At 58.6% G+C, this 18,836-nt stretch carries 25 protein-coding genes, 1 tRNA gene and 1 pseudogene; 14 read left to right on the top strand and 13 right to left on the bottom strand.

The features are described from left to right. Nucleotides 1-10: 10 nt before the first annotated feature. The 5 genes from HUTA_RS01205 (at nucleotide 11) to artA (ending at nucleotide 3,455) form a co-directional block, all read left to right on the top strand. Nucleotides 11-457: a TIGR04206 family protein gene (locus HUTA_RS01205; RefSeq protein WP_012795313.1), complete on the top strand. Its 447-nt coding sequence runs from the start codon at nucleotides 11-13 to the stop codon at nucleotides 455-457. Nucleotides 458-524: 67 nt separating this feature from the next. Further along, entirely contained in the window at nucleotides 525-1,283 is a 759-nt protein-coding gene (locus tag HUTA_RS01200) for a VOC family protein (protein ID WP_012795312.1), read from the top strand. A 142-nt stretch (nucleotides 1,284-1,425) separates the two neighbouring features. Next, entirely contained in the window at nucleotides 1,426-1,902 is a 477-nt protein-coding gene (locus HUTA_RS01195; RefSeq protein ID WP_012795311.1) for a DUF5518 domain-containing protein, read from the top strand. A 246-nt stretch (nucleotides 1,903-2,148) separates the two neighbouring features. Next, nucleotides 2,149-2,388: a hypothetical protein gene (locus tag HUTA_RS01190; protein WP_012795310.1), complete on the top strand. Its 240-nt coding sequence runs from the start codon at nucleotides 2,149-2,151 to the stop codon at nucleotides 2,386-2,388. A 68-nt stretch (nucleotides 2,389-2,456) separates the two neighbouring features. Next, a complete protein-coding gene (gene artA / locus HUTA_RS01185; protein ID WP_012795309.1) occupies nucleotides 2,457-3,455 on the top strand; it encodes an archaeosortase A in 999 nt (332 codons plus the stop codon). Between the two features lie 23 nt (nucleotides 3,456-3,478). On the opposite strand, the gene dph5 is transcribed toward artA, so the two are convergent. Then, on the bottom strand, nucleotides 3,479-4,270 hold the full coding sequence (gene dph5 / locus HUTA_RS01180; RefSeq protein ID WP_012795308.1) for a diphthine synthase: 792 nt from the start codon (nucleotides 4,268-4,270) through the stop codon (nucleotides 3,479-3,481). A 108-nt stretch (nucleotides 4,271-4,378) separates the two neighbouring features. Here dph5 and HUTA_RS01175 point away from each other — a divergent pair, with 108 nt between their 5' ends. The 3 genes from HUTA_RS01175 (at nucleotide 4,379) to HUTA_RS01165 (ending at nucleotide 7,000) form a co-directional block, all read left to right on the top strand. After that, a complete protein-coding gene (locus HUTA_RS01175; RefSeq protein WP_012795307.1) occupies nucleotides 4,379-5,359 on the top strand; it encodes a class I SAM-dependent methyltransferase in 981 nt (326 codons plus the stop codon). Nucleotides 5,360-5,450: 91 nt separating this feature from the next. After that, nucleotides 5,451-5,525: transfer RNA gene (locus tag HUTA_RS01170), tRNA-Thr, on the top strand. A gap of 545 nt (nucleotides 5,526-6,070) precedes the next feature. Beyond that, on the top strand, nucleotides 6,071-7,000 hold the full coding sequence (locus tag HUTA_RS01165) for a hypothetical protein (protein WP_143920312.1): 930 nt from the start codon (nucleotides 6,071-6,073) through the stop codon (nucleotides 6,998-7,000). Between the two features lie 18 nt (nucleotides 7,001-7,018). On the opposite strand, the gene HUTA_RS14870 is transcribed toward HUTA_RS01165, so the two are convergent. From HUTA_RS14870 to HUTA_RS01155, 5 genes and pseudogenes are all read right to left on the bottom strand, one after another. After that, a complete protein-coding gene (locus HUTA_RS14870) occupies nucleotides 7,019-7,882 on the bottom strand; it encodes a homing endonuclease associated repeat-containing protein (RefSeq protein WP_280985286.1) in 864 nt (287 codons plus the stop codon). A gap of 27 nt (nucleotides 7,883-7,909) precedes the next feature. Next, nucleotides 7,910-8,020: pseudogene (locus HUTA_RS15975) on the bottom strand (homing endonuclease associated repeat-containing protein); the annotation flags it as partial. Nucleotides 8,021-8,032: 12 nt separating this feature from the next. Then, nucleotides 8,033-8,257, bottom strand: a complete 225-nt coding sequence (locus tag HUTA_RS16070) for a homing endonuclease associated repeat-containing protein (RefSeq protein ID WP_394295028.1) — start codon at nucleotides 8,255-8,257, stop codon at nucleotides 8,033-8,035. A 130-nt stretch (nucleotides 8,258-8,387) separates the two neighbouring features. Beyond that, complete coding sequence (locus HUTA_RS01160) at nucleotides 8,388-9,167, bottom strand: DUF6602 domain-containing protein (RefSeq protein ID WP_012795304.1); 780 nt, start codon at nucleotides 9,165-9,167, stop codon at nucleotides 8,388-8,390. A gap of 202 nt (nucleotides 9,168-9,369) precedes the next feature. Beyond that, complete coding sequence (locus HUTA_RS01155) at nucleotides 9,370-10,833, bottom strand: hypothetical protein (RefSeq protein ID WP_218915300.1); 1,464 nt, start codon at nucleotides 10,831-10,833, stop codon at nucleotides 9,370-9,372. 40 nt (nucleotides 10,834-10,873) lie between these two features. Here HUTA_RS01155 and HUTA_RS15190 point away from each other — a divergent pair, with 40 nt between their 5' ends. Beyond that, nucleotides 10,874-11,602 (top strand): hypothetical protein, encoded by a 729-nt coding sequence (locus HUTA_RS15190; protein WP_169304875.1) that lies wholly within the window; start codon nucleotides 10,874-10,876, stop codon nucleotides 11,600-11,602. Between the two features lie 21 nt (nucleotides 11,603-11,623). Here HUTA_RS15190 and HUTA_RS01145 read toward each other — a convergent pair whose 3' ends face one another. From HUTA_RS01145 to HUTA_RS01135, 3 genes are all read right to left on the bottom strand, one after another. Beyond that, entirely contained in the window at nucleotides 11,624-12,142 is a 519-nt protein-coding gene (locus HUTA_RS01145; RefSeq protein ID WP_012795300.1) for a hypothetical protein, read from the bottom strand. After that, nucleotides 12,135-12,932 carry a nucleotidyltransferase domain-containing protein gene (locus HUTA_RS01140; RefSeq protein WP_012795299.1) on the bottom strand — a complete coding sequence of 266 codons (798 nt, stop codon included), beginning with the start codon at nucleotides 12,930-12,932 and terminating at the stop codon, nucleotides 12,135-12,137. The genes HUTA_RS01145 and HUTA_RS01140 overlap by 8 nt, the downstream gene beginning before the upstream one ends. A 238-nt stretch (nucleotides 12,933-13,170) precedes the next feature. Continuing rightward, entirely contained in the window at nucleotides 13,171-13,458 is a 288-nt protein-coding gene (locus HUTA_RS01135; RefSeq protein WP_012795298.1) for a DUF5789 family protein, read from the bottom strand. Between the two features lie 150 nt (nucleotides 13,459-13,608). Between HUTA_RS01135 and HUTA_RS01130 the strand changes: the two genes are divergently transcribed. The 4 genes from HUTA_RS01130 (at nucleotide 13,609) to HUTA_RS01115 (ending at nucleotide 16,199) form a co-directional block, all read left to right on the top strand. Beyond that, nucleotides 13,609-14,475, top strand: a complete 867-nt coding sequence (locus HUTA_RS01130) for a DUF7139 domain-containing protein (RefSeq protein ID WP_012795297.1) — start codon at nucleotides 13,609-13,611, stop codon at nucleotides 14,473-14,475. 277 nt (nucleotides 14,476-14,752) lie between these two features. Continuing rightward, entirely contained in the window at nucleotides 14,753-15,073 is a 321-nt protein-coding gene (locus tag HUTA_RS01125; protein WP_012795296.1) for a transcription factor S, read from the top strand. Between the two features lie 3 nt (nucleotides 15,074-15,076). Then, on the top strand, nucleotides 15,077-15,748 hold the full coding sequence (locus tag HUTA_RS01120) for a hypothetical protein (RefSeq protein ID WP_012795295.1): 672 nt from the start codon (nucleotides 15,077-15,079) through the stop codon (nucleotides 15,746-15,748). 67 nt (nucleotides 15,749-15,815) lie between these two features. Then, a complete protein-coding gene (locus HUTA_RS01115; RefSeq protein ID WP_012795294.1) occupies nucleotides 15,816-16,199 on the top strand; it encodes a type IV pilin in 384 nt (127 codons plus the stop codon). A gap of 135 nt (nucleotides 16,200-16,334) precedes the next feature. Here HUTA_RS01115 and HUTA_RS01110 read toward each other — a convergent pair whose 3' ends face one another. The 3 genes from HUTA_RS01110 to HUTA_RS01100 form a co-directional block, all read right to left on the bottom strand. Next, the gene (locus HUTA_RS01110; RefSeq protein WP_012795293.1) at nucleotides 16,335-17,066 is read right to left on the bottom strand and encodes a methyltransferase domain-containing protein; all 732 of its coding nucleotides are present in this window, start codon (nucleotides 17,064-17,066) and stop codon (nucleotides 16,335-16,337) included. After that, nucleotides 17,063-17,452, bottom strand: a complete 390-nt coding sequence (locus HUTA_RS01105; protein WP_012795292.1) for a nascent polypeptide-associated complex protein — start codon at nucleotides 17,450-17,452, stop codon at nucleotides 17,063-17,065. The genes HUTA_RS01110 and HUTA_RS01105 overlap by 4 nt, the downstream gene beginning before the upstream one ends. Before the next feature lie 78 nt (nucleotides 17,453-17,530). Next, entirely contained in the window at nucleotides 17,531-17,992 is a 462-nt protein-coding gene (locus HUTA_RS01100) for a PUA domain-containing protein (RefSeq protein ID WP_012795291.1), read from the bottom strand. 151 nt (nucleotides 17,993-18,143) lie between these two features. Between HUTA_RS01100 and HUTA_RS01095 the strand changes: the two genes are divergently transcribed. Beyond that, complete coding sequence (locus HUTA_RS01095; protein WP_012795290.1) at nucleotides 18,144-18,323, top strand: hypothetical protein; 180 nt, start codon at nucleotides 18,144-18,146, stop codon at nucleotides 18,321-18,323. Between the two features lie 3 nt (nucleotides 18,324-18,326). On the opposite strand, the gene HUTA_RS01090 is transcribed toward HUTA_RS01095, so the two are convergent. Beyond that, nucleotides 18,327-18,824 carry a LabA-like NYN domain-containing protein gene (locus HUTA_RS01090; protein ID WP_012795289.1) on the bottom strand — a complete coding sequence of 166 codons (498 nt, stop codon included), beginning with the start codon at nucleotides 18,822-18,824 and terminating at the stop codon, nucleotides 18,327-18,329. Nucleotides 18,825-18,836 lie beyond the last annotated feature (12 nt).

The raw sequence follows: 18,836 nt of genomic DNA, 5'->3' as shown, positions 1-18,836 counted from the left end.
TCAACGGCCCATGCCACATGTCAACCGGGGGACGCGGGCCGTGGCTGTGCTCACGCTACTTGTCGTACCCTGGACGGTTTTGCTCAGCGGCGGGTACGTAACATTGGTCATGCCATGGGGGCTGTTCGATCCGTTTGCTTTTCACGTCACGCTTCTCCCGGACTATCTCGCAGCAACCGGCAGCGGTCCACCGCCGTTCCTGCTGTCCTGGCCGATCGGCGTCGTGATCTATGCTCTCACGCTCGCGAGCGTCGCCGCGGAGTCCGTCAACCGGGGCGACCCACGGGTGACGGCCGGCCTGCTCGTGCTAGTCGGCGTGACCCAACTCACCGTTTCCTGGGGATTCTTCCGGCGCGGTGGGTACGTGGTCGTCCCGCTGGGCACCCTCGTCGCCTGGACGATCGCGTGGTGGTTCTACTGGCCGGACCTTCGTCGGATCGGCACGTTCCCTCGCTAGCCTTTCGCTCCGTGACGAACGGGCCGCGTCCGGCACGTTTTTCGGCCGTCCGCCCGACCGATCGAACATGGACGGCACGCTCGATCACGTCATGATGCGCGTCGAGGACTTAGAGGAATCGCTCGATTGGTACACCACCCACTTCGACTACGAGGAGAAGAGTCGCTGGGAAGCCGAGACGTTCACCAACGTCCATCTCGGCCCCGCAGATGTCCACGACGAGGGCGCGACGCTGGAACTGACCTACAACCACGACGGGCGATCCTACACGATGGGCGACGCCTGGGGCCACATCGCGGTCCGCGTCGAGGACGTCGAGGAAGCCTACGACGAGCTGATGGACGAGGGCGTCGAGGACTACCGCCCGCCGGAGGAGAACCCGGGCTACGCCTTCGTCAAGGACCCCGACGGCCACGAGATCGAGATCGTCGAGCGCGACCACGGCGCGCGCTGGAGCATCGACCATACGATGATCCGGGTCGAGGACGCAGAGCAAGCCATCGGTTGGTACACACGCGCGCTCGAATACGACCTCGTCCGCCGGAGCGAGCACTCCTCGTTCGCGCTGTACTTCATGAAGCCTGCCGGGGCGGCCGAGGAAGCGATGTCCGTCGAGTTGACCTACAACTACGACGGCCGGTCCTACGAGATGGGTGATGCCTGGGGCCACCTGGCGGTCCGTACGGACGAAGGCACGCTCGAAGACACCTGGGGGACGCTCATGCAGCGAGACGCCGAGGACTACCGCGACCCCGAGTCCTGTGACTACAACTATGCCTTCACGAAGGATCCCGACGGTCACGAGATCGAGATCGTCAAACGCTGAGGTCACCGAGCCGTGACTTGCTTCGCTCGTCAAGATCGCTTTTTGTGCGAGTGGCTGTGAACGGCGGGTTTTCGACACGCCCAACCGTATCGACGGTTGTCCTCCCCCGAACTTATTATCGTATCGTAACATTTCCCTGCATATGGCGTCACTCAAGAACCAGTTCCGTGATTTGGGTCATGGACCGCTCCGAAACGCGGTTTTGCTCGGAATCGTGTCGATCCCATTTACGATCGGCATTAACTGGGTTTTCGTTTTCGACGGCGTTCAGGTGCTACCGCTGTTCATTGCATGCGTCGCTTCGGGCTATCTCTCCCGATCACAACGAGTGAACGGGATGCAGGCTGGCATTGTGACCGGGATATCCGGCGGAATACCGATCCTCTTCTGGCAAAGTGGCGTGGCCGTGTCTGCGTGGTGGGGAAACCCGATACTCGTCGATGTTGTCGGCGACTCCTGGCTCATGAACGCGTCGTCGGCCGGTGCCGGGGTGCTGACGGCTGGAATTCTCACCGTTGTGCTGATCGTCGTCGGCGTCATCGGTGGATTGCTCGGCCAGTGGATGGACGACCGTTTCAGTAGCAAACAGTCTGCCAATAGAGAAACTGAGCGCGCCTAGGGTTCCACGTTGTGCAGATGCCGAACCAGACTTCCGCGAGGAGGTGACGGCGATTCCGTTTTTCCTGATGGCCTGCTTTGATCGTCTATCGAGCGCCCAAATATGCCGTGAGAATAGCGCCCGATACGAGAGATTGCTTGGTTCGAGGTAGCCAGCCAGCACTAGGATCAGGAACAGTCACGCCGGGACCCGAAGATGCGACAAATCGACCCACAATTTTATTTTCGCATTCGATGATGCGAACCTATGGAAGACACGCTCGGCATCCGACTTTACACGGCAGTGTACGTCACAGCGGGGATACTCGTCGCCTGGCTCGGATCGTGGTTCGGGGCCATCGGGACCGCGAACGGTAGCCTCGATGCGACGCTTGTCGGGTTCGCGACGTGGATCGCGTTCGTTTTCGCCGGGATCGTCATCGCTCTCAAAGGGATCGTCGTGCTGGTCGAGTCCATCATCGAAGAAACAGTGCCGAACGCCGGGTGAGCGGCGCACGGGTAGACGCGTCCCAACGACAAGACATATAGTCGGAATCATCCAACGGTCGATACTGAATGATCGATCCGCTCGTCGACTGGTTGGCGGCGTTGAACGGATACGCCGGCACGCTCGCGTGGGTCGTGCTGGTCGCCTTTCTCGCGGGTGTGGTCCTCGAACGCTACGACGAAACGTGGGCCGAACGCGCCTACGTCGGCGCGTGGATCGTCCTTTCGGGCTACTGGCTGACGTACGTCCATTACTTCGTCTTCGCCCAGAAGTCGATCACCGAGGGCGTCGGTGTCGTGATCGCGATCCCGCTGTCGATATACGTCGCCTATCTGATCGCCAACGGCCGTCGGCGGCTGTTCGTCGTCTCGCGAGCGATCGCGTTCGCGTGGCTGTTCTTCCTGCCACTGTCCTCGCTCGCGTTCGTCCGACGCCCGCTGATCCAGACGGTCACTTCGCACACGGACTTTGTGCTGGGGATGCTCGGCGATCAGTACCGTCTCGGCGACTGGTACCCATACCTCCCTGCCGGTCTCGAACTTCCCGATGGGTCCGCTCTGTCGGGTCAGGCCGATCTCCCGGAGAAACACTTCCCATACCGGAACACGTTCCTCTACTCGCCGGGTGGCCACCCGATCACGTACACCATCCGACTCGCGTGTACCGGTATCGGGAGCATGGCGATCTTCGTCGGGCTGATCGGTGCTGTCCGCGGGTCGCTCCGGCAGAAGGCCAAGGCGATGGGCGTCGCCATCGGCGTCATCTACGTGCTCAACATCGTTCGCAACGTCTTCATCGCCCATACACTCGGCAACCAGCGGCTGCACATTTTCCCAGAGCTGATCATGTCGCTGTTCTCGGCGTCCGATCCGTACCTGGTCTCGTACTACATCGGCGACCGGATCCTCGCGCAGTTCGGGTCGGTGTTCGCACTGATCGCGATCACCTGGCTCGTCCTCCGGTGGGTCCCGGACGTCCTTACCGTCGTGGAGGAGGGGCTCTACGTCATCACTGGCACGGAATACGATCTCACGGACGCACTCGACGTCGAATCGACCGAGAACTGACGTCTCGGGGAACAATAGGCGCGTTAGTCGACGATGTTCTCGTCGAGCGCATCGGCAGGTGCATCACCGATCGCGGCGAGGGCGTCTCGCTCGATGTAGTGGAGCGACCCGGGCACCACCAGAAGATGCAGAGGGCCGCCGAAGTCCATCTCGGCGAGCGCACTCAGGCGGCCCGCCTGGACGACTGGATCGGGGCTGCCCGCCCGAGCGACCACGACGCCCAGCGCGTTCGGACGCCAGTGCTTGGCGAGGAGCGAGGCTGCCTGGTCCCCCCGCATATATGTCCCGTCGTCGCTCTCGACGGTGATGTCCAGGAAGACGAGCGTGTGAAGACCCCGATCTCGATTGGCCTCGATCGTCTCGATCACGCTGTCCGGGACACCATCCCCACCGTGGGAGCGCTCGAACGGGAGCGTCGTGGCCTTCCCGAAGCGATAGTTCTGGAGTCCAGTGAGCGAACTCGCCGCGGCCTGGGCAGTCGTGCCGTGGATCACTTGCGTTTCGATCCCGCGCTGCTCGGCGCGCAGTCGCAGGTCGACGTGCGTCGTCGAGATCATGGTGTCGCCCGCAGTCAGGAAGACGACCTCGTCCTCGAGAGCGGCGTCGAGGATCGGATCCGGATCCTGCTCGATGCCGGCTCGATCCCGGACCTCGATGTCGGTGTCGTGGAAGGCTTCGATCTCCTCGATGGACGCGCCGGCGAGCTGACTGGTGTAGAATTCGGCGAAGACACGGTCCGCTGTGCGGATCGCATCTCGGCCGGCGAGCGTGACCGAGCGCTCGTCATAGAGGCCGAGGCCAACGAAGGTGAGCATGTCTCCGCTGGGTCGGCCGAGGGCATAAGCGAAGCGTTCCGGACCCGCTCCTCAGGATCGCGACGGTGAAACGTCAGGCTTACCGCCCGAGCGCACGCAGGTGCCCGTATGGCTGTGCCCTGCGTCCGCGTCCCCCGCGAGGACGGCGAAGCGACCCGCGCCCGCCTCGCCGAGCGTGATCTTATCGACGACGGTCACGAGATCGACGTCGTCGAGGACGCCATTCTCATTCCAATCGTCGATCCGTCTGCCGTCCCCGAGGAGTACGCGGTCGTCGATCACGACTCGCCAGTCCGCGAGGGGCAGACGATGCCCGCCGACGTGCTCGGGTTCGAGCCGAGTTACGAGCGCCTCGGTGAAGTCGTGATCATCGACGAGGACGACATCGATCGGGCACGCGAGATCGCCGAGGCGATCATGGCCGCTGACCTCCCAGTCGAGACGGTCGTCAATCGCGCCTCGAAAGTCAAGGGCGAACAACGCGTCCGCGAGTGGGACGTCCTCGCCGGCGACGGCACCGAGGCTGTCCACCGTGAGTACGGCTGTGAGTTCGTCCTCGACCTTGCAGCGGTGTACTTCTCGCCCCGGTTGGCGACTGAGCGTCACCGCGTCGTCGAGCAGGTCGGGGCCGGCGAGCAGGCGTTCGACATGTTCGCCGGTGTCGGCCCGTTCGTCATCCCGATGGCGAAGGAGGGCGCGACGTGCGTCGGCGTGGATGTCAACCCTGACGCGATCGAGTATCTCAGGGAGAACGCTCGACGCAACGATGTCGCTGACCGGATCACGGCGATCGAGGGCGACGTCCGCGAGACGGTCCCGGCGCACGCCGACTGGGCCGACCGGATCGTCATGAACCTTCCACACAGTGCCGACGAGTTTCTGGAGACCGCTCTCGAGATTGCGGGCGAGGAGGCCGTGGTTCACTACTACGACATCCAGCACGAGGACGATCCTTTCGGGCCTGGCGAGCGGGCGATCCGCGAGGCCGCCGGCGACGAGTACGACGTGACGGTCGAAACAAGGCACACGGTTCGGTCCTACGCACCTCACGAGCTAAACGTCGTTCTGGACGTACGTCTGTCCCGTTGAGAACCACCGCGACTTCGACGTGTGAGTGAGTCCCGACGGGCCTCCGATTCGCAATCCTTATTGCGGTCATCGCTACTACGTTTTATTGCAGGCCGGTGTAGCTCAGACTGGCTAGAGCGAATCCTTCGTAAGGATTAGGCCGGGGGTTCAAATCCCCCCACCGGCTTAAGACAAATTCTTTACAATTCCACTACTTAACTACGTATAGCGGTTTTGCGGCTTCTTATCGGGATTATGATACTACTTCGGTGGGGGGTCGGCGTGAATCCCCCGGCCCATCCACTGCTGGAAGGGGTTCTGGGACGGCCCACGGGACGCACTGGCGGCTGTAAAAGTCCCGGGGATCACAACACCCCCTGGGATGCGCCCTGGCGTGAAGCGGCTAAGACGAAACTGTTCAAATACGTCCGGAACACCCCGGAAGGCACACCGTTAGTGAAGATCGTTCGGGACGTGTTCGAAGGTGGGTCCCCGGATTATGACACTCGGGATTACCAACTGGCCCGCCGGTTCTTCGAACGTCACGATATGTTCCTAATCGCCAGAAGGGGCGGGGATCTGTGGGTGGAACCGACACCCGACGTGTTTCACTTGAACCGTAGTAAGCATCCGGCAAAAAGGCATGACTGCGACGGGGTGGATGCGTTAAGGGGTGAATCCCGGGATCGGTACGCCAGGGAACGGGCTGAATCCTACCTGTCGAAGCATACGATGATCGATGCAGATTCGATCCGGGCTGATCTGCTTGATGAATTGGCGACGGAACTTGGAAGCATAGCCGACAGGTGGAATCTGTTCGAACGGGTGCGTGGATCCGGACCGGAATACCTGGCCATTCCCTATCAAACCAGATTCAATACCCCGGGGAAAGCGTCCGATATTCGGGATGGGTTCACCGATGCATTGGATCGGGCAGCAGAGGAACACGACAGGGCAGCCCTGGTTTCAGTCACTACTGATCCGAAACTGCATGATTCGGCCCTGGATGCGGTGGAATCGCTGCTGGAAACGAAAAACCGCTTCATGGCTTGGCTGGATTACGAACCAAAGGGGGACGCACCGGAACGTCTGGGCTTCCGACCAGATAACCTGTATGTGCTGGAATGGTCAGACAGCGGGCTTCCCCACCTGCACATGCTGCTGTTCGGGGTGAATTGGGTAGCGTCCCAGGAAGCTCTATCGAATTACTGGGGTCAGAAACAGGGCCGGATCGTAGATGTGCGTCGGGTTCAGAAGCGGGATTATCGGTGGCTGATCAGAGATGGGGAAAGTCGGGTTTCGGCCCGCCAGTACCTGGGGAAATCGATGCGGATCCTGTGTGATCTGGCTTCGATGGATCCAGGCAACGTTCGGGATGCAGTGGGTCAGCGTCGGGTTGGGGATAGATCTGGTGAATTGTGGAAGCTAGCCCTGTATTGGGCTTCTGGAAAGCAGTTCTGGGATGGTACACCCGAGCTGAAGGATCTACAGACACCGGATGAAGAGCTTCCACACATCACCCGGTATCGATTTATCGGGACGGCCAGATACGGTCATATTCCGGCTCACATTCGGCAGCGGGCAAAATTCTTCACCATGAACAGGGGGTTGCCCCCACCAGATCAAAATGTATCTTCCGAAATTGCGCCCCCTGCGTTATAGGACAGAGATAATACACCGTCAATCCGGTGTCTGGAAATCTAATGGCAGTCCTTCAAGCCGGTTGTGACAGTCGAGGCAAACCGTGATCAGATTCCCTAGATCGTTTGCATCTTCGTGGTCATCGAATGTACGGAACGGTTTGATATGATGGACGTGTAGTTTGTGACCATATTCATCCAGATGTTCTTCGTCGGTCATTCCACATCGTTGGCAAGTGTAACCATCACGTTCACGTGCTTTGCGACGGGCAGATGACCACGATGGGCCATAGTATCGTTTATGACCACCTTTCCACCCTGGATGTTCTTCTCCGGCCGGGAATCCTGACTGCCCCCAAACTGGCTCATAACCGGCTTCTCTAACAGCATCACTCCACGAGCCGAATCTCGATTGATACGTAGAATGCATATATTTCCCTTTGTTGTTCATATCCTGGGCAGCCGGTACCCTACCTAGCTCATCAACAAGTGATTGTATTTCACTGATTAGTTCACCATCAGGTGTTCCTTTGTTGTCGTGCAGATCTAAACCTGCTTCACGTAGGGCATTATTCCACGTATCAAATTTCCGTTGGTAGATCGAATGCGAGAACGCCCCGAAATCATGCATCTCGGGGCCGGTTGGTGGTCGTCCAAGTTCGTCAGTTAGCCGCTGTAATTCAAATAGTAGTTCTTCGCGGGATATTGGTTCATCACGGTCATGCGATGCCTGATTGATTTCCAGGCCTGCTTCATCCAGTGTCTCATTCCATGATCCGAACCTCTCAATGTATGGTCGTTCTGAATGTGGCCCATCCTGATTCATCTCACGCCGTGTTGGGGTTTTACCGTATTCAGAGGCGAACTTTTGTAGGTCGGAAATTAAATCTTCATCTGAAAGCACAACGTCTCTATTTGTCTCTAATCCTGCCCGAGAAAGCGCATCGTTCCACGAATCAAAGCGTGTGGAATAGACCTTCGCCGAGTAATCCCCCACTTCATCCATATCATCCATTTTCGGGGTTCGACCCAAGCGGTCAGCAACCTCTGAAAGTTAATCTAATAGCTCTTCTTCACTCGGGCTATCAGATCGCTCGTATCGTGGCTCGTATCCAGCTTCTTTTAATGCGTTGCCCCATGTTCCGAAATGATTCTGACAGGCTGATGCAGAATAATTACCCTTCTCGTTCATTTCGGATGCTGTAGGCTTACGCCCGAGTTCTTTTGCTAATCTCCCTATCTCAGCAAGTAGTTCTTCATCAGTTACGCCACGGGACATAAGATACGATACCTCTGATAGTACTCGTGCCCTAGTTTGCCAAGCTAATAAATATACAAACAGGTATCTCAGTCCACTCGGGCTCCTTGCAATCTTATCCGATGGTATTCCTCCTTATCCCCCAAGAGATTCAGTCAGGTAGCTCAAATGCATCATACTCGCCCATAGACATATAACTGCGAAGATCAGGTCTGCCAGCCATCCCTCGATAAATGCTACCTGCTAAGAATACAAAAAAGCCTGATAGGCTGTCTTCACCCGTATCTAGTAGCTGCATAGTGGTTGTTGGGTTTCCTTGTCGGTCAAGACTCGTGTGTTTGAAGAATACGTATTCACCAAGAACGCAAATCACATCGATCACTTCCCCCCAGTGATAATCGCCAGTCTCAATAACAGATTGCTCTCCCTCTTGCAACACTTCAATATCATAGAATTCGCACAATTGCCTTAACAGTGTCTCTGGCGATGGACCTTCGAAAGCAAAGGCTCCTGAAAAGACATGGGGTAAATCAATCTGCTCCCTGGTGTTCTCCACCCAATTCTTATTTAGTTCCTTCACCCCCTCGGTTTTGGTTAACACATCATCAACAGAACTGGTTAGATCTGACTTGATTTCAAGATGTGCTAAAACACCTTCAGCAAGGAAATGATTCGATCCGCCATAAGTCAATAATGGTGACTGCTGATCGTATACTACCAGATCAGCCTGGGGACTGACTCTACCGGATGAATCAATGATCTCTCCATCGCCGAATACGAACTGCTCAGGGTACATATCAGAAAGGAATTCTTCTACAAACAATTCGCGCACTTCGCCAGCAGTCAGGTTATGGTCAATAGCTTGTGACTGCTCATACCGCGTTTGCAGAAGCTCAGATGTATACCGGAAGTAGTCATCGAATTTGGACATAATCAGGATGGTGACAGCGGTTGCTCTTGTTAATTGGGGTTGGAATTTTTCAGGAAATACACCGAACTAGGCTATTCTCAATGCCCTTTGACACTACTGATTTTATAGAGCAGAAATCTATTACTTAACTGGAATTCGGTGCCTGCAAATTGAATCCATCCAGTAGGGTAGAGTGGCTTACCTGTTTACCTATCCCGATTAGTTACAGATGCTGGTCATTCAGAGTGAACCGGCCTGCTCTGGTCAAATGGTTCTCGATCTTGTTCATACCTTCGACCATATCAACGAATTCACCCGGGATTTCGTCCTCCACATTCTCATTGAAAATCGACTTTACAGCGTTCTGCTGCATAATCTGTCTACCATCATCCGTCCACTGATCAATCACCACATCAGTCATCAGGACTACTGACTTGACCCGATCTGAACGGTCGGAATCAGCATATATACCAATAATCCGCTCTTCCAACCGTTTCCATTTACTAACCTGTTCACCCCTATGATTGGTTGTCTGCTGGTTCATCATCTGGTAAATGATGCCCGCAGGTATTTTCACGAATACCATAATGTCTGGATAGTCTGGGAACTGCTCTGTCACGCCATCAATTGTCGAGAATACCCAGGAATGGTAGGGAATGTCCCAGGGGATATCCAGAATAAAGGCATACGTGCTGAATATCTCTATTTCGTTATCGCCGGTGTTCTCGGCGTGAACCATACCGTGACCATTTGAATCGATGATATCTGGGTTGATGCCAAGATGCTGATATGGGTTGGTTATCTTGGCCAGATTTGCACGTTTATTCAGTGCTTCCATCCCTTCATCCGTTAGTTGAATTGGATATCGGCCACTGTGGTAGCCTATCAATTCTAGCTCAAAATCGGTATTCAGTACTTCTACTTCTCTCGTGGATTCACGGTCGCTGATCATCTCTGATAGCTCCTCGGCTAGCCTCTCGATCAGCTGTTCCCTAGAATCGCTTTCCTCAATAACCTCAGACGAGATATCCTGATCACTGGATACTTGGATGGCAAAACTATCCTCACCAATAGCATCCTCCAGACTGTGTTCAATCCATAGACGGTCAGATATCTCCCGCCCCAATCTTTCTAATTCCCATTCATAACTGGTAGACTGTCGTTTGTTCTTGCATTCAACCCAATAATCCCGATTGCCAGATTTGTAGAGAACATCCGAACCCGATCCATCTATCTCTGATTCATCTATTGGATAGGCCTCTAAATCTTCGAGAACAAATTTATGGGCAACTTCCATTTCGAAGTAGATATCCCAGAAGGATTCAGGGTCATCCACAATTGCCCTGCCATACAGATCTGCCAAATCGTTTGATATCGTATTCCCATGCGGATCCACGATATCAATATCTTCTAACACGTCTAAAAAAGAACAAAATCCCATCGCACTGAAGGCATCATTAGGCATCATATCTGGCCTTCTATCAGTGGCTTGGTGCATGGCAATTTCAGATTTCAGAAGCAGAGGGAACACTGCATTTTTCTGCTCCTTATCGAGCGATGTTCGGGAAACGTCTGGAAGCGGGTCTAATCGCTCCTTTTTATATTCAGTATATTTTGTCCGAATATCCGGGTCTTTCTGTTCGAGAAAAGACAGTATCATTTCGTGTGGTGCACCAAGATCGGGCATAATTCATTATTGTGGGCATTTGGCTTGAACTTCCGGACTGATGTCCTATGGCCGTGTGCGGTATATCGGTTTCAGCAGTGGTTTAGAAGTATTTAGAAACGAAACACGAACTAAGGAACAGATGGCCACCAAGGGACCGAATTCAGCCATATGTGGCTGGCAGGATACGACCACAGGAAAGCCGTGCCAGAACCTGGTTTCTGATTCAGATGATCACTGTTACCTGCATGGGCCAGATGGGGATGTTCCGGACGGCCACGGTGCGCCAGAAGGTAATCCCGGTGGGAAGCCAAGCAGATCTGGCCCGCCGGGGAATTCGAACGCTGAAGGGAATCCAGGGAACCCGGATGCAGCCCCGCCGGATGGGAACGCTAATGCGATGGAACACGGTCTGCGCATGACGGCTGAACGGCTGCTGGAAGTGATGGATGATCGGCAGCGGGAAGCGGTGAAGGGGAAGTATCTGGAATACCAGAAGAAGTGCATGAATGACAGCCAGGCCCTGAAGCTAGCTGTGATGTTCGTGATGGAAACGGATCTGATGCGGAAGCTGATCGATGGGGATCAAGAAACCACCATCTACACCGATGAAGGCCAGCCGGTGGATGTACTCGCTGATAAGATGGTGCAGGCGCTTCAGGGGTATCGGCGTGAAATCCGGCTGGGGCTGCACTATGAAGGCAATTCAGCACAGCACACTGGCGGTGGATCCACCGGCCACGACAATCTGGATGCACTGGTACAGGATGGAAAGGTAAATCCAGATTGATGCGATCTGGTCGGATTTCTATTATCGTCCGTCCGAACAGCAGCAGAACCGTTCCAACGTGTGATCGAAGCGGATAACGTGATCGTGGACAGTCACCGCGAGTTCGCGCATCGCGACGGCTTGTTGGCGCGTTGTCACAGTTGTCCCATAGTAATGGTCAGTTCGCCTAGTGTCGTAGAGTCTCTGTAGTCGATCGATCGTCTCGTCGGTGAGTGGGACCTGTCCTTTCGCCAGTTCGTACGGGCGGTCGTGGTCGCGGAGTCGGTGTTCCTCGACGCCGGTCATCGCAAGCAGGTACGCCTGCAGCGTGTGTTCGATGGCGATGAACGAAGACTCAAGGATCGCACTATAATACTCGCCGACATCGTCGAGTTCGTGGGCGACAGCGAGCAGCCGACACGCTTTCTGGAGCGGGACCTCTCCCGGGTCTGCCTCAGTCGAAGCATTCACCTCCGGCTCGAAAACGGGGCGGCCAGCGGCGTGACCGAACGCGTCCTCGGCGGCATCGAGACGGTCCAGCAGGGCTGTGGGATCACTCATGCCGGAGCACCTCCCGTTTGACCGCCGTCAGGGCCTCGCTGTCGTGGAGAGTGATCCCCGACCCGAACAGCTGCCCCGCATCGACGCGAGTGGATTGCTGGCGGATCGACTCCGGCGTCTCAACGACGAACTCCACGGAGTGACGCTCGGCCGACGCCCATTCGGCGTCGTCGGCTTCGAGCCGTGCCCGGATCTCCTCCCAGTGCGCCTCGAAATCCTCGTCACGAGCCTCCGCAAGTGCGATCGCCGGCGGGATCTGAAGCCCTTCGAGGTGGCGCGCCAGGCGATTCGCCGCGTTGCGTTGTTCAAGCAGATCATCCCCAACGAGTACCCAGAGATCAATGTCGGATCGACGGTCGGCCTCGCCGCGGGCGACGCTGCCGAACAGGACGATCCCCAGGACATCCGCAAGTTCGTCGCGCACGTATTGTGCGATCACTCGGACCGGCGTCCGGTAGGGGACTTGCGGAATCCGCTCGATCGGATCCTCGGGGTCCTGAAGCCGTGATCGATCGATCCGCACCTGTCGGGCGTTACCCTCGTGGCGAACGTCGATCAGTCCGTTCGCGGCAAGGACATCCACCGCGTCGGCGGTCGCCCGGTCGCTGACCGGAGTGAGTCGGGATAGCTGTCGGACGGACAACTCGAACTCCGGGTTGTCCACGAGGAAGTTCAGGATCGGCGCGCTCGCCGTGTGTTTGAACAGATCGCTATCCCTGATCGGGACCGGCAACCCGAGCGACGCCCTCTCCGCATCGTTTGCCTCACTTTCCGAACTCTTAGTTCGCATATGAAGTATTAGTTCGAACCATCACTTAAGATCTGTGCTGGAGTCACCGATCATCCCATGGCGGACGAGCAATCGGGTCCGTAACCGGTACAATCGATTACGGATACCTCATAATGGCTGTTTCTTCGGATTCGTGACAGAATAAGTGGGGCCGTGGGAGATATCGGGACGTCGTCGGCACGAGCGTCGGTGTCGACCGGATTGATTTCGAAGGTGGGCGTCGATCCAGTCGTGAGTGTCACTCCGTCGGGACCGGACCGGTACCGATCTCCTCGCGGATCGCCGTCTCGAACTCCTGGCGTCGTTCGAAGTACGGCACATCGACCGCGTCCAGGATGTCCCCAAGCTCTCGGGGGCCGTCGGGCGTCCGGATTTCGGTGTCGCCCTCACGATGACGGACGGTACTCTGCTCGATTCCGTACGTAAGACGCGAGGATATCTGGGCAAGGGGAACGCCCGCAACGTCCGGGCCGTCGCCGAGTTCGATCGGCGGTCCCTCGGACTCCTCGTCGGTGTCGTCTGCCATGTCGAATGATTGACCGCGCCGGCGATTAGTGTTTTCGGAAGTGACACCCAATCGTAGACCGAGAGTCTGGGCGTCACCCACGCCACCACCGTCAATTGCAAGACAGGTGTCTGACGTACTGTTTTGTAGGACAACGTGGTACCGTTCACCATGACCAGTTTGACGGACGTCTACCAGCGGCGGATGGGTGCGGTCGCGAGCCGTCGCCGGGTGCTCGCCGGTTTGTCGCTGTTCGCTATCGGGTTGGGGCTGGTGGCTGTCGGCGTCGTGCTGGCGACGACGGGTATCGGAGCCACGCTGGGGTTCGGCGTCTATGGTGCGCGTGAGTTGGCTGGCATTCTCGCCGGAGTTGGGCTCCCTGCGACGTTCGTCGGCCTGTTCGTCGTGCTCCCGACGAGCCGGCTCACCAGGGCGACGATCGCGATCGGGGCGAGTCTCACGGTCTTTGCGGTCGCGCTGTTCACCCATGCCTACCCGATGCAGTGGCCAGGTGCGCCGGCCGCAAACCCGGCCCTGGCGTTGACGACACTCGCACTATATTTCGTCGGGGCGATCACGACAGGCTGGTGTCTGTTCGTCGCCATCGCGACGTTCAAAACCCGCAAGTCACCCGGTGGCGCGGCCGAAATGCGGATCACCGAGGAGGGGACGGTCAGACTCGTCGAGCAAGCCGGAACGAACATGCCTGCCGTTGGTGGTGTCGGGATGTTCGGGACCGATCCCGACGGCGACGTTCCGACCCAGACAGGGAACGCCTCGACGGAAAGTACGTCCGCGCGACAGGCTGCAAGTGATGGCGGTTCGACGACGATCGGCTCGGCCGCGGACGACGGCGAGATTATCGAGTCGATGCCGGTTCGTGGGCAGCCGGATCGATACTGTGGGAACTGCGAGCAGTTCAATTACGTACGTGTCGACGACGAACTCGAACCGCACTGTAGCCACCACAGCCGCTATCTCGACGATATGGACGCCTGTGACGCCTGGGAATCCAACAGCGGCGATCAGATGGGCTGAGCTCCCGAGCGTGGGCGGTGTTCAGATAAGCACCGAGCAAAGAGTTTGGTTCTCCTTCTTTTCAGCCGGATCCTGGCGGAATGAAAGGGCGAGCCAGTTTCGGGAACCCCGACGAAGCAAGCACTGCAGGCCGCAGCGCGGCCGAAGCGCGCAGCGAGGCGCGGGACCGAAACTGGCAAGGGCTTTCAGGGCAGTCTCACTCTGGTTAGATCCTTATCTGAACACTACCCGAGCGTGAATCCCGAAGCTTAAGTTCCTCAACTGGCATATCGCGGGTATGGAATTCTGCGACGAGTGCGGTTCGATGATGAAGACCGAGGGAGACATGTGGGTCTGTGGAAGCTGCGGTGCCGAAACGCCGCGGGAAGCAGCCACGGAGAGCGGCATGGTCACAACCCAGGGGCAGGAGGCTGGCGAAGTCGTCGATCTCAGTGACAGTGAGGCGGACGCCCGGCCGACGACCGAGATCCAGTGTGTGGAGTGTGACAACGACCGTGCCTACTGGGAGTTGAAACAGATCCGCGCCGCCGACGAGTCCGAAACCCGCTTTTTCACCTGTACCGAGTGCGGCCACAAGTGGCGCGAGGACGATCACTGAGCAGTGACGGGGAACAGAGACCGGACTGCCGGCGGATCGGATCTCCCCGCCAGCGGTGATCTCCCGTGGGAATCCGAGGACGGTCAGTATCCGATTCCCCCGATCGAAGAGCTTCGGGAGGGCGGCTGGTCGCTCCGGGACACCCGCGTCGAGGTCCGGGCACGCGTCATGGGGGTGGTTGCCCGCGCTCACGAGCTCCGTTTCGAAGACGACCGACTACGTGAGCACATTCGGTCGGCCGGTGGGCCGGACCATCTCTGGCGGCTGTTCTACGCCACGCGGCTCACCTTTTCTCCACCGCTGCCGCCCGGCATCGGCCCGGCGATGGCCCTGCCGAAAGTTCGAACCGCTGCACGCGAGGAGTTCGCCGAACAACTTCGTGATGAGGGGCTCGTCGATGTCGAAGCCGGCGACGACGACCGGATCGACGTTGCATCAGGGATGCGGGCAAAACGCACACGTTTCGAGGCGACGCTCCCGGTCGAGACGGACGCGGGCGAAATCGCGATACCGATGGAAGGATGGATCGCCGTCTGGCACGATGAGGCAATGCTTCTGGCCGGCGGATTGCATCCAACGGATCTTTCTAACGTGCTTGCGGGGACCGCGATCGACTTCGATCCAGCGACAAGTCGAGACGAACTCCAGACGCTGATTCGGCAAGTCACCGTCTAGGTGAGTCACAGCGGCGTCATGGAGAGTCGACAATACTAATAGCTTTCCTGTCAATACCATCCGACAGATGCACTCGAACATACCGCAGCCATCGGCGAATCGTGGGGTGATTTCGATTCTCGCACTCTTGGTGGTCTTTGGGAGTGCGTTTCTGGGAACGTTCGTGCTTTCATTGGGCCCCGAGCAGCCAACCGCCCCAAATGCACAACTGGATTTCGAGGCGGACGACTCGGGGACGGTGACGATCACGCATAGTGGCGGGGACGCCATCTACCGATCTGAGATCGAAATTCGAAGCCCGGGTAGCGTCGATGAATGGCCCGAGGGGCCGATCACCGCAGGCGACGAAATCACTGTTTCGGGACTCGAAAGTGGAGCTGAGATCACGATCGTCTGGCACTCTCCCGACGACGGTGTCTCCGCAGTGATCGCGACGTACGAGGTCTCCTGAACGCACCTGGTCGCGTACTCGAACACACCGGACTCGGGTTTTCACGGACCGGACACCAGATAGAGAGGGCTCAGGCGGGATTGCTCGATCCCTGATCACTTGCCCAGCTGCCGGAGGTGACGGTGAACTCGTCGGCTATACCAGCCGCGCAAACGTCAGATAGCCGGTGTGTCCGACCCCGGCCGTCGAGGGGCGGGACCCACGGTCGTCGAAGTCCATCTCCCGCTGGATCGTCTCTAAGGTCTCGATCTCCGAGAGACCGACGTCTCGGGCCGTCTTGACGACTTCCTTCGAGCTTTCGACGAACGGCGAGTAGACGGCGACGAACCCGCCGTCGGCCAGCAGGTCGGGCGCGTGCCCGACCAGTTCCGACGCATCGGCCGTGTCGAGTGTGAGGACGTCGAACGGCGCGTCATCGTCGAGTTCGCCGAGGGTTTCGGTCGCGTCGCCGGTCCGCACGTCGACGGCATCTTCGACACCAGCAAGCGCCATGTTTTCGCGGGCGACGTCAGCGAAGTCCTCGCGCTGCTCGTAGGTCACGACTGACGCGCCGACCCGGCCCAGATAGCCGGCGAGAACGCCGGTTCCGGTCCCCACGTCAAGTACGCGGTCGCCGGCCGCAATACCGGTGTGACCGACGATCAGGCCGATGTCTCGGGGCATCATCGGCGCGCCCGTCCGCTCGAAGTGCTCGAAGAGGTCCGGGCCGCGAAGCGCCCGAACGTCGAATTCGGTTCCGAGGTGGGTTTCGAGCGTCTCACCAGGTGCGGCGTCCTCCGGGACTTCGAGGACACCCAGATCAGTCTCCAGAGTCTCCCCATGGGCGACGAGGTACTCCCGGCCCTCTCCGACGAGAAGGACGCTCACTCGAGGGCGGCGATCGCCGCCGCGAGATCGCCGTCGGCCTCCTGCAGTGCCTCGCGGGCCGTCTGTTCGTCGACGCCTGCCCGCTGGACGACGATGTCGACGTCCTCTTGCGGGATCCCGTCGTCGGCATCGTCCTCGGTTCCGGTCGCGTCTTCGATGTCGCCGCCTGCACCCCGTTCGCGGGATTCGGGAGAGCCGACGATCTGGTACGTCTGCTGGCCCTGAGCGTCCATGCGCTGGACCTCGGCGTCATCGAACACCAACTCCTCGTCGGGAGTTTTGATGACGACCTCTTCGGCGTCGATGTCTTCGAGGTCGATCCCCATCTGTTCCATCATCTGCTTCATCTTGCGCGGGTTGAGACCCCCGCCGCCTCCGCCAAACATACCCCTCGATCCGGGACGGGTGATGAAAAGCCTGGCGACGTCACGACGTGACCTCCTGTTTGGAAATGCGCGGGCGGCTTACTCCTCGGCTCCATCGCGGACCGAGACGGCAACGCCACTCGCAAGGTCTGCCATGGCGGCTGCCGGGAGTTCCGCGCGCCCAACGCCAAGCAAGGTGTCGTCCTCGCGGACGATCAGCACCTCGTCGTCCGAGCGGATCGACGCGCCGGCCTCCGTGACAAACTTGGCGAAGGCATTGCGTCCCTCACGAACGAACGGCTCGCTCTCTTCCCCGACGTAAACTCGACCAGTCGGCGCGTCGAGTGCCGCTTTGAGCCGCCGCCCGCCGGTGAGACCAAGCGTGAACCGACCGTCCAGTCCAAGTGAGACCAGCCGCCCGTCCGGTGCGTGGATCTGGCGTGGCCGCCCCGACTTCGATCGGGTGACAGTCAGGCCTGTCGTGTCCCCAAATAGTGCATCGCTGGCACCAGCACTGAACTGATAGTCCGCGATTCGTCCCAGGCGCGTCCACTCGTCCATCGCCTCCCGGTTGCATTCGGGGACGCATAACCCCTGTCATCCGACGGCCCGCCCTCGAGTCGGTCACGGCCGGACGGCTGCAGACTGGCGAGACGGCAAACGACCACGGGTAGGGCTCGATTTATGCCCGCCGACGGCGAACACCGAGGCAATGACGACCGATTCGTTGCGGACGCGCGGCGGGTTCGCACTGCTCGTGGTGTCGGCGGCGATCATCCTCCTGATCGGCGTGACCGACCTGATCCCCCCGCTGGCAGCCGGCATCGCTGCGCTCGGGCTGGCGGCCGGAACGTTGCTGGTCGGCACGGCCGGCGAGGGTCGCCCCGTCTGAGGTCTACAACAGGAAGCGTTCGGTGTCCTCGCTCAGATCCGTGTAGTCCTCGGCCACGTCGAGGAGTTCCTCGGACGTCGATTCCCCGAAACTCAGCACTTCGACGCGGACGCCTTCGTGTCTGACGTGTGTGACCAGCCGGGCGAAGTCGCCGTCACCGGTACACAGTGCGATCGTATCGACGTGCGGGGCCAACGTCACGGCATCCAGACTCATCCCCACGTCCCAGTCGGCCTTCTTCGAGCCGTCGGCGAATGTTTTGATGTCTTTGGCCTTGGTCTCGAAGCCGATGTCTTCCAGGGCGTCGAAAAACCGCTCCTCGTCGTCGGCGTCCGCCCGGATGACGTACGCGATGGCGCGCGTGAGCTGTCGGTCACGGACTGCCGCGTCGAGGAGTTCCCCGTAATCGATGTTCTGCTGATAGAGGCTCTGGGCGGTGTGATAGAGGTTCTGTGAGTCGGCCAGGACCGCGACCCGCTGGCCCGGATGAACGTCGGTCATACCGAACGGTCC

Source organism: Halorhabdus utahensis DSM 12940, assembly GCF_000023945.1.
GTDB classification, from domain to species: Archaea; Halobacteriota; Halobacteria; order Halobacteriales; family Haloarculaceae; genus Halorhabdus; species Halorhabdus utahensis.
Note: the sequence above shows the minus strand (reverse complement) of the source record. Positions and strands in the feature narration are given on the sequence as shown.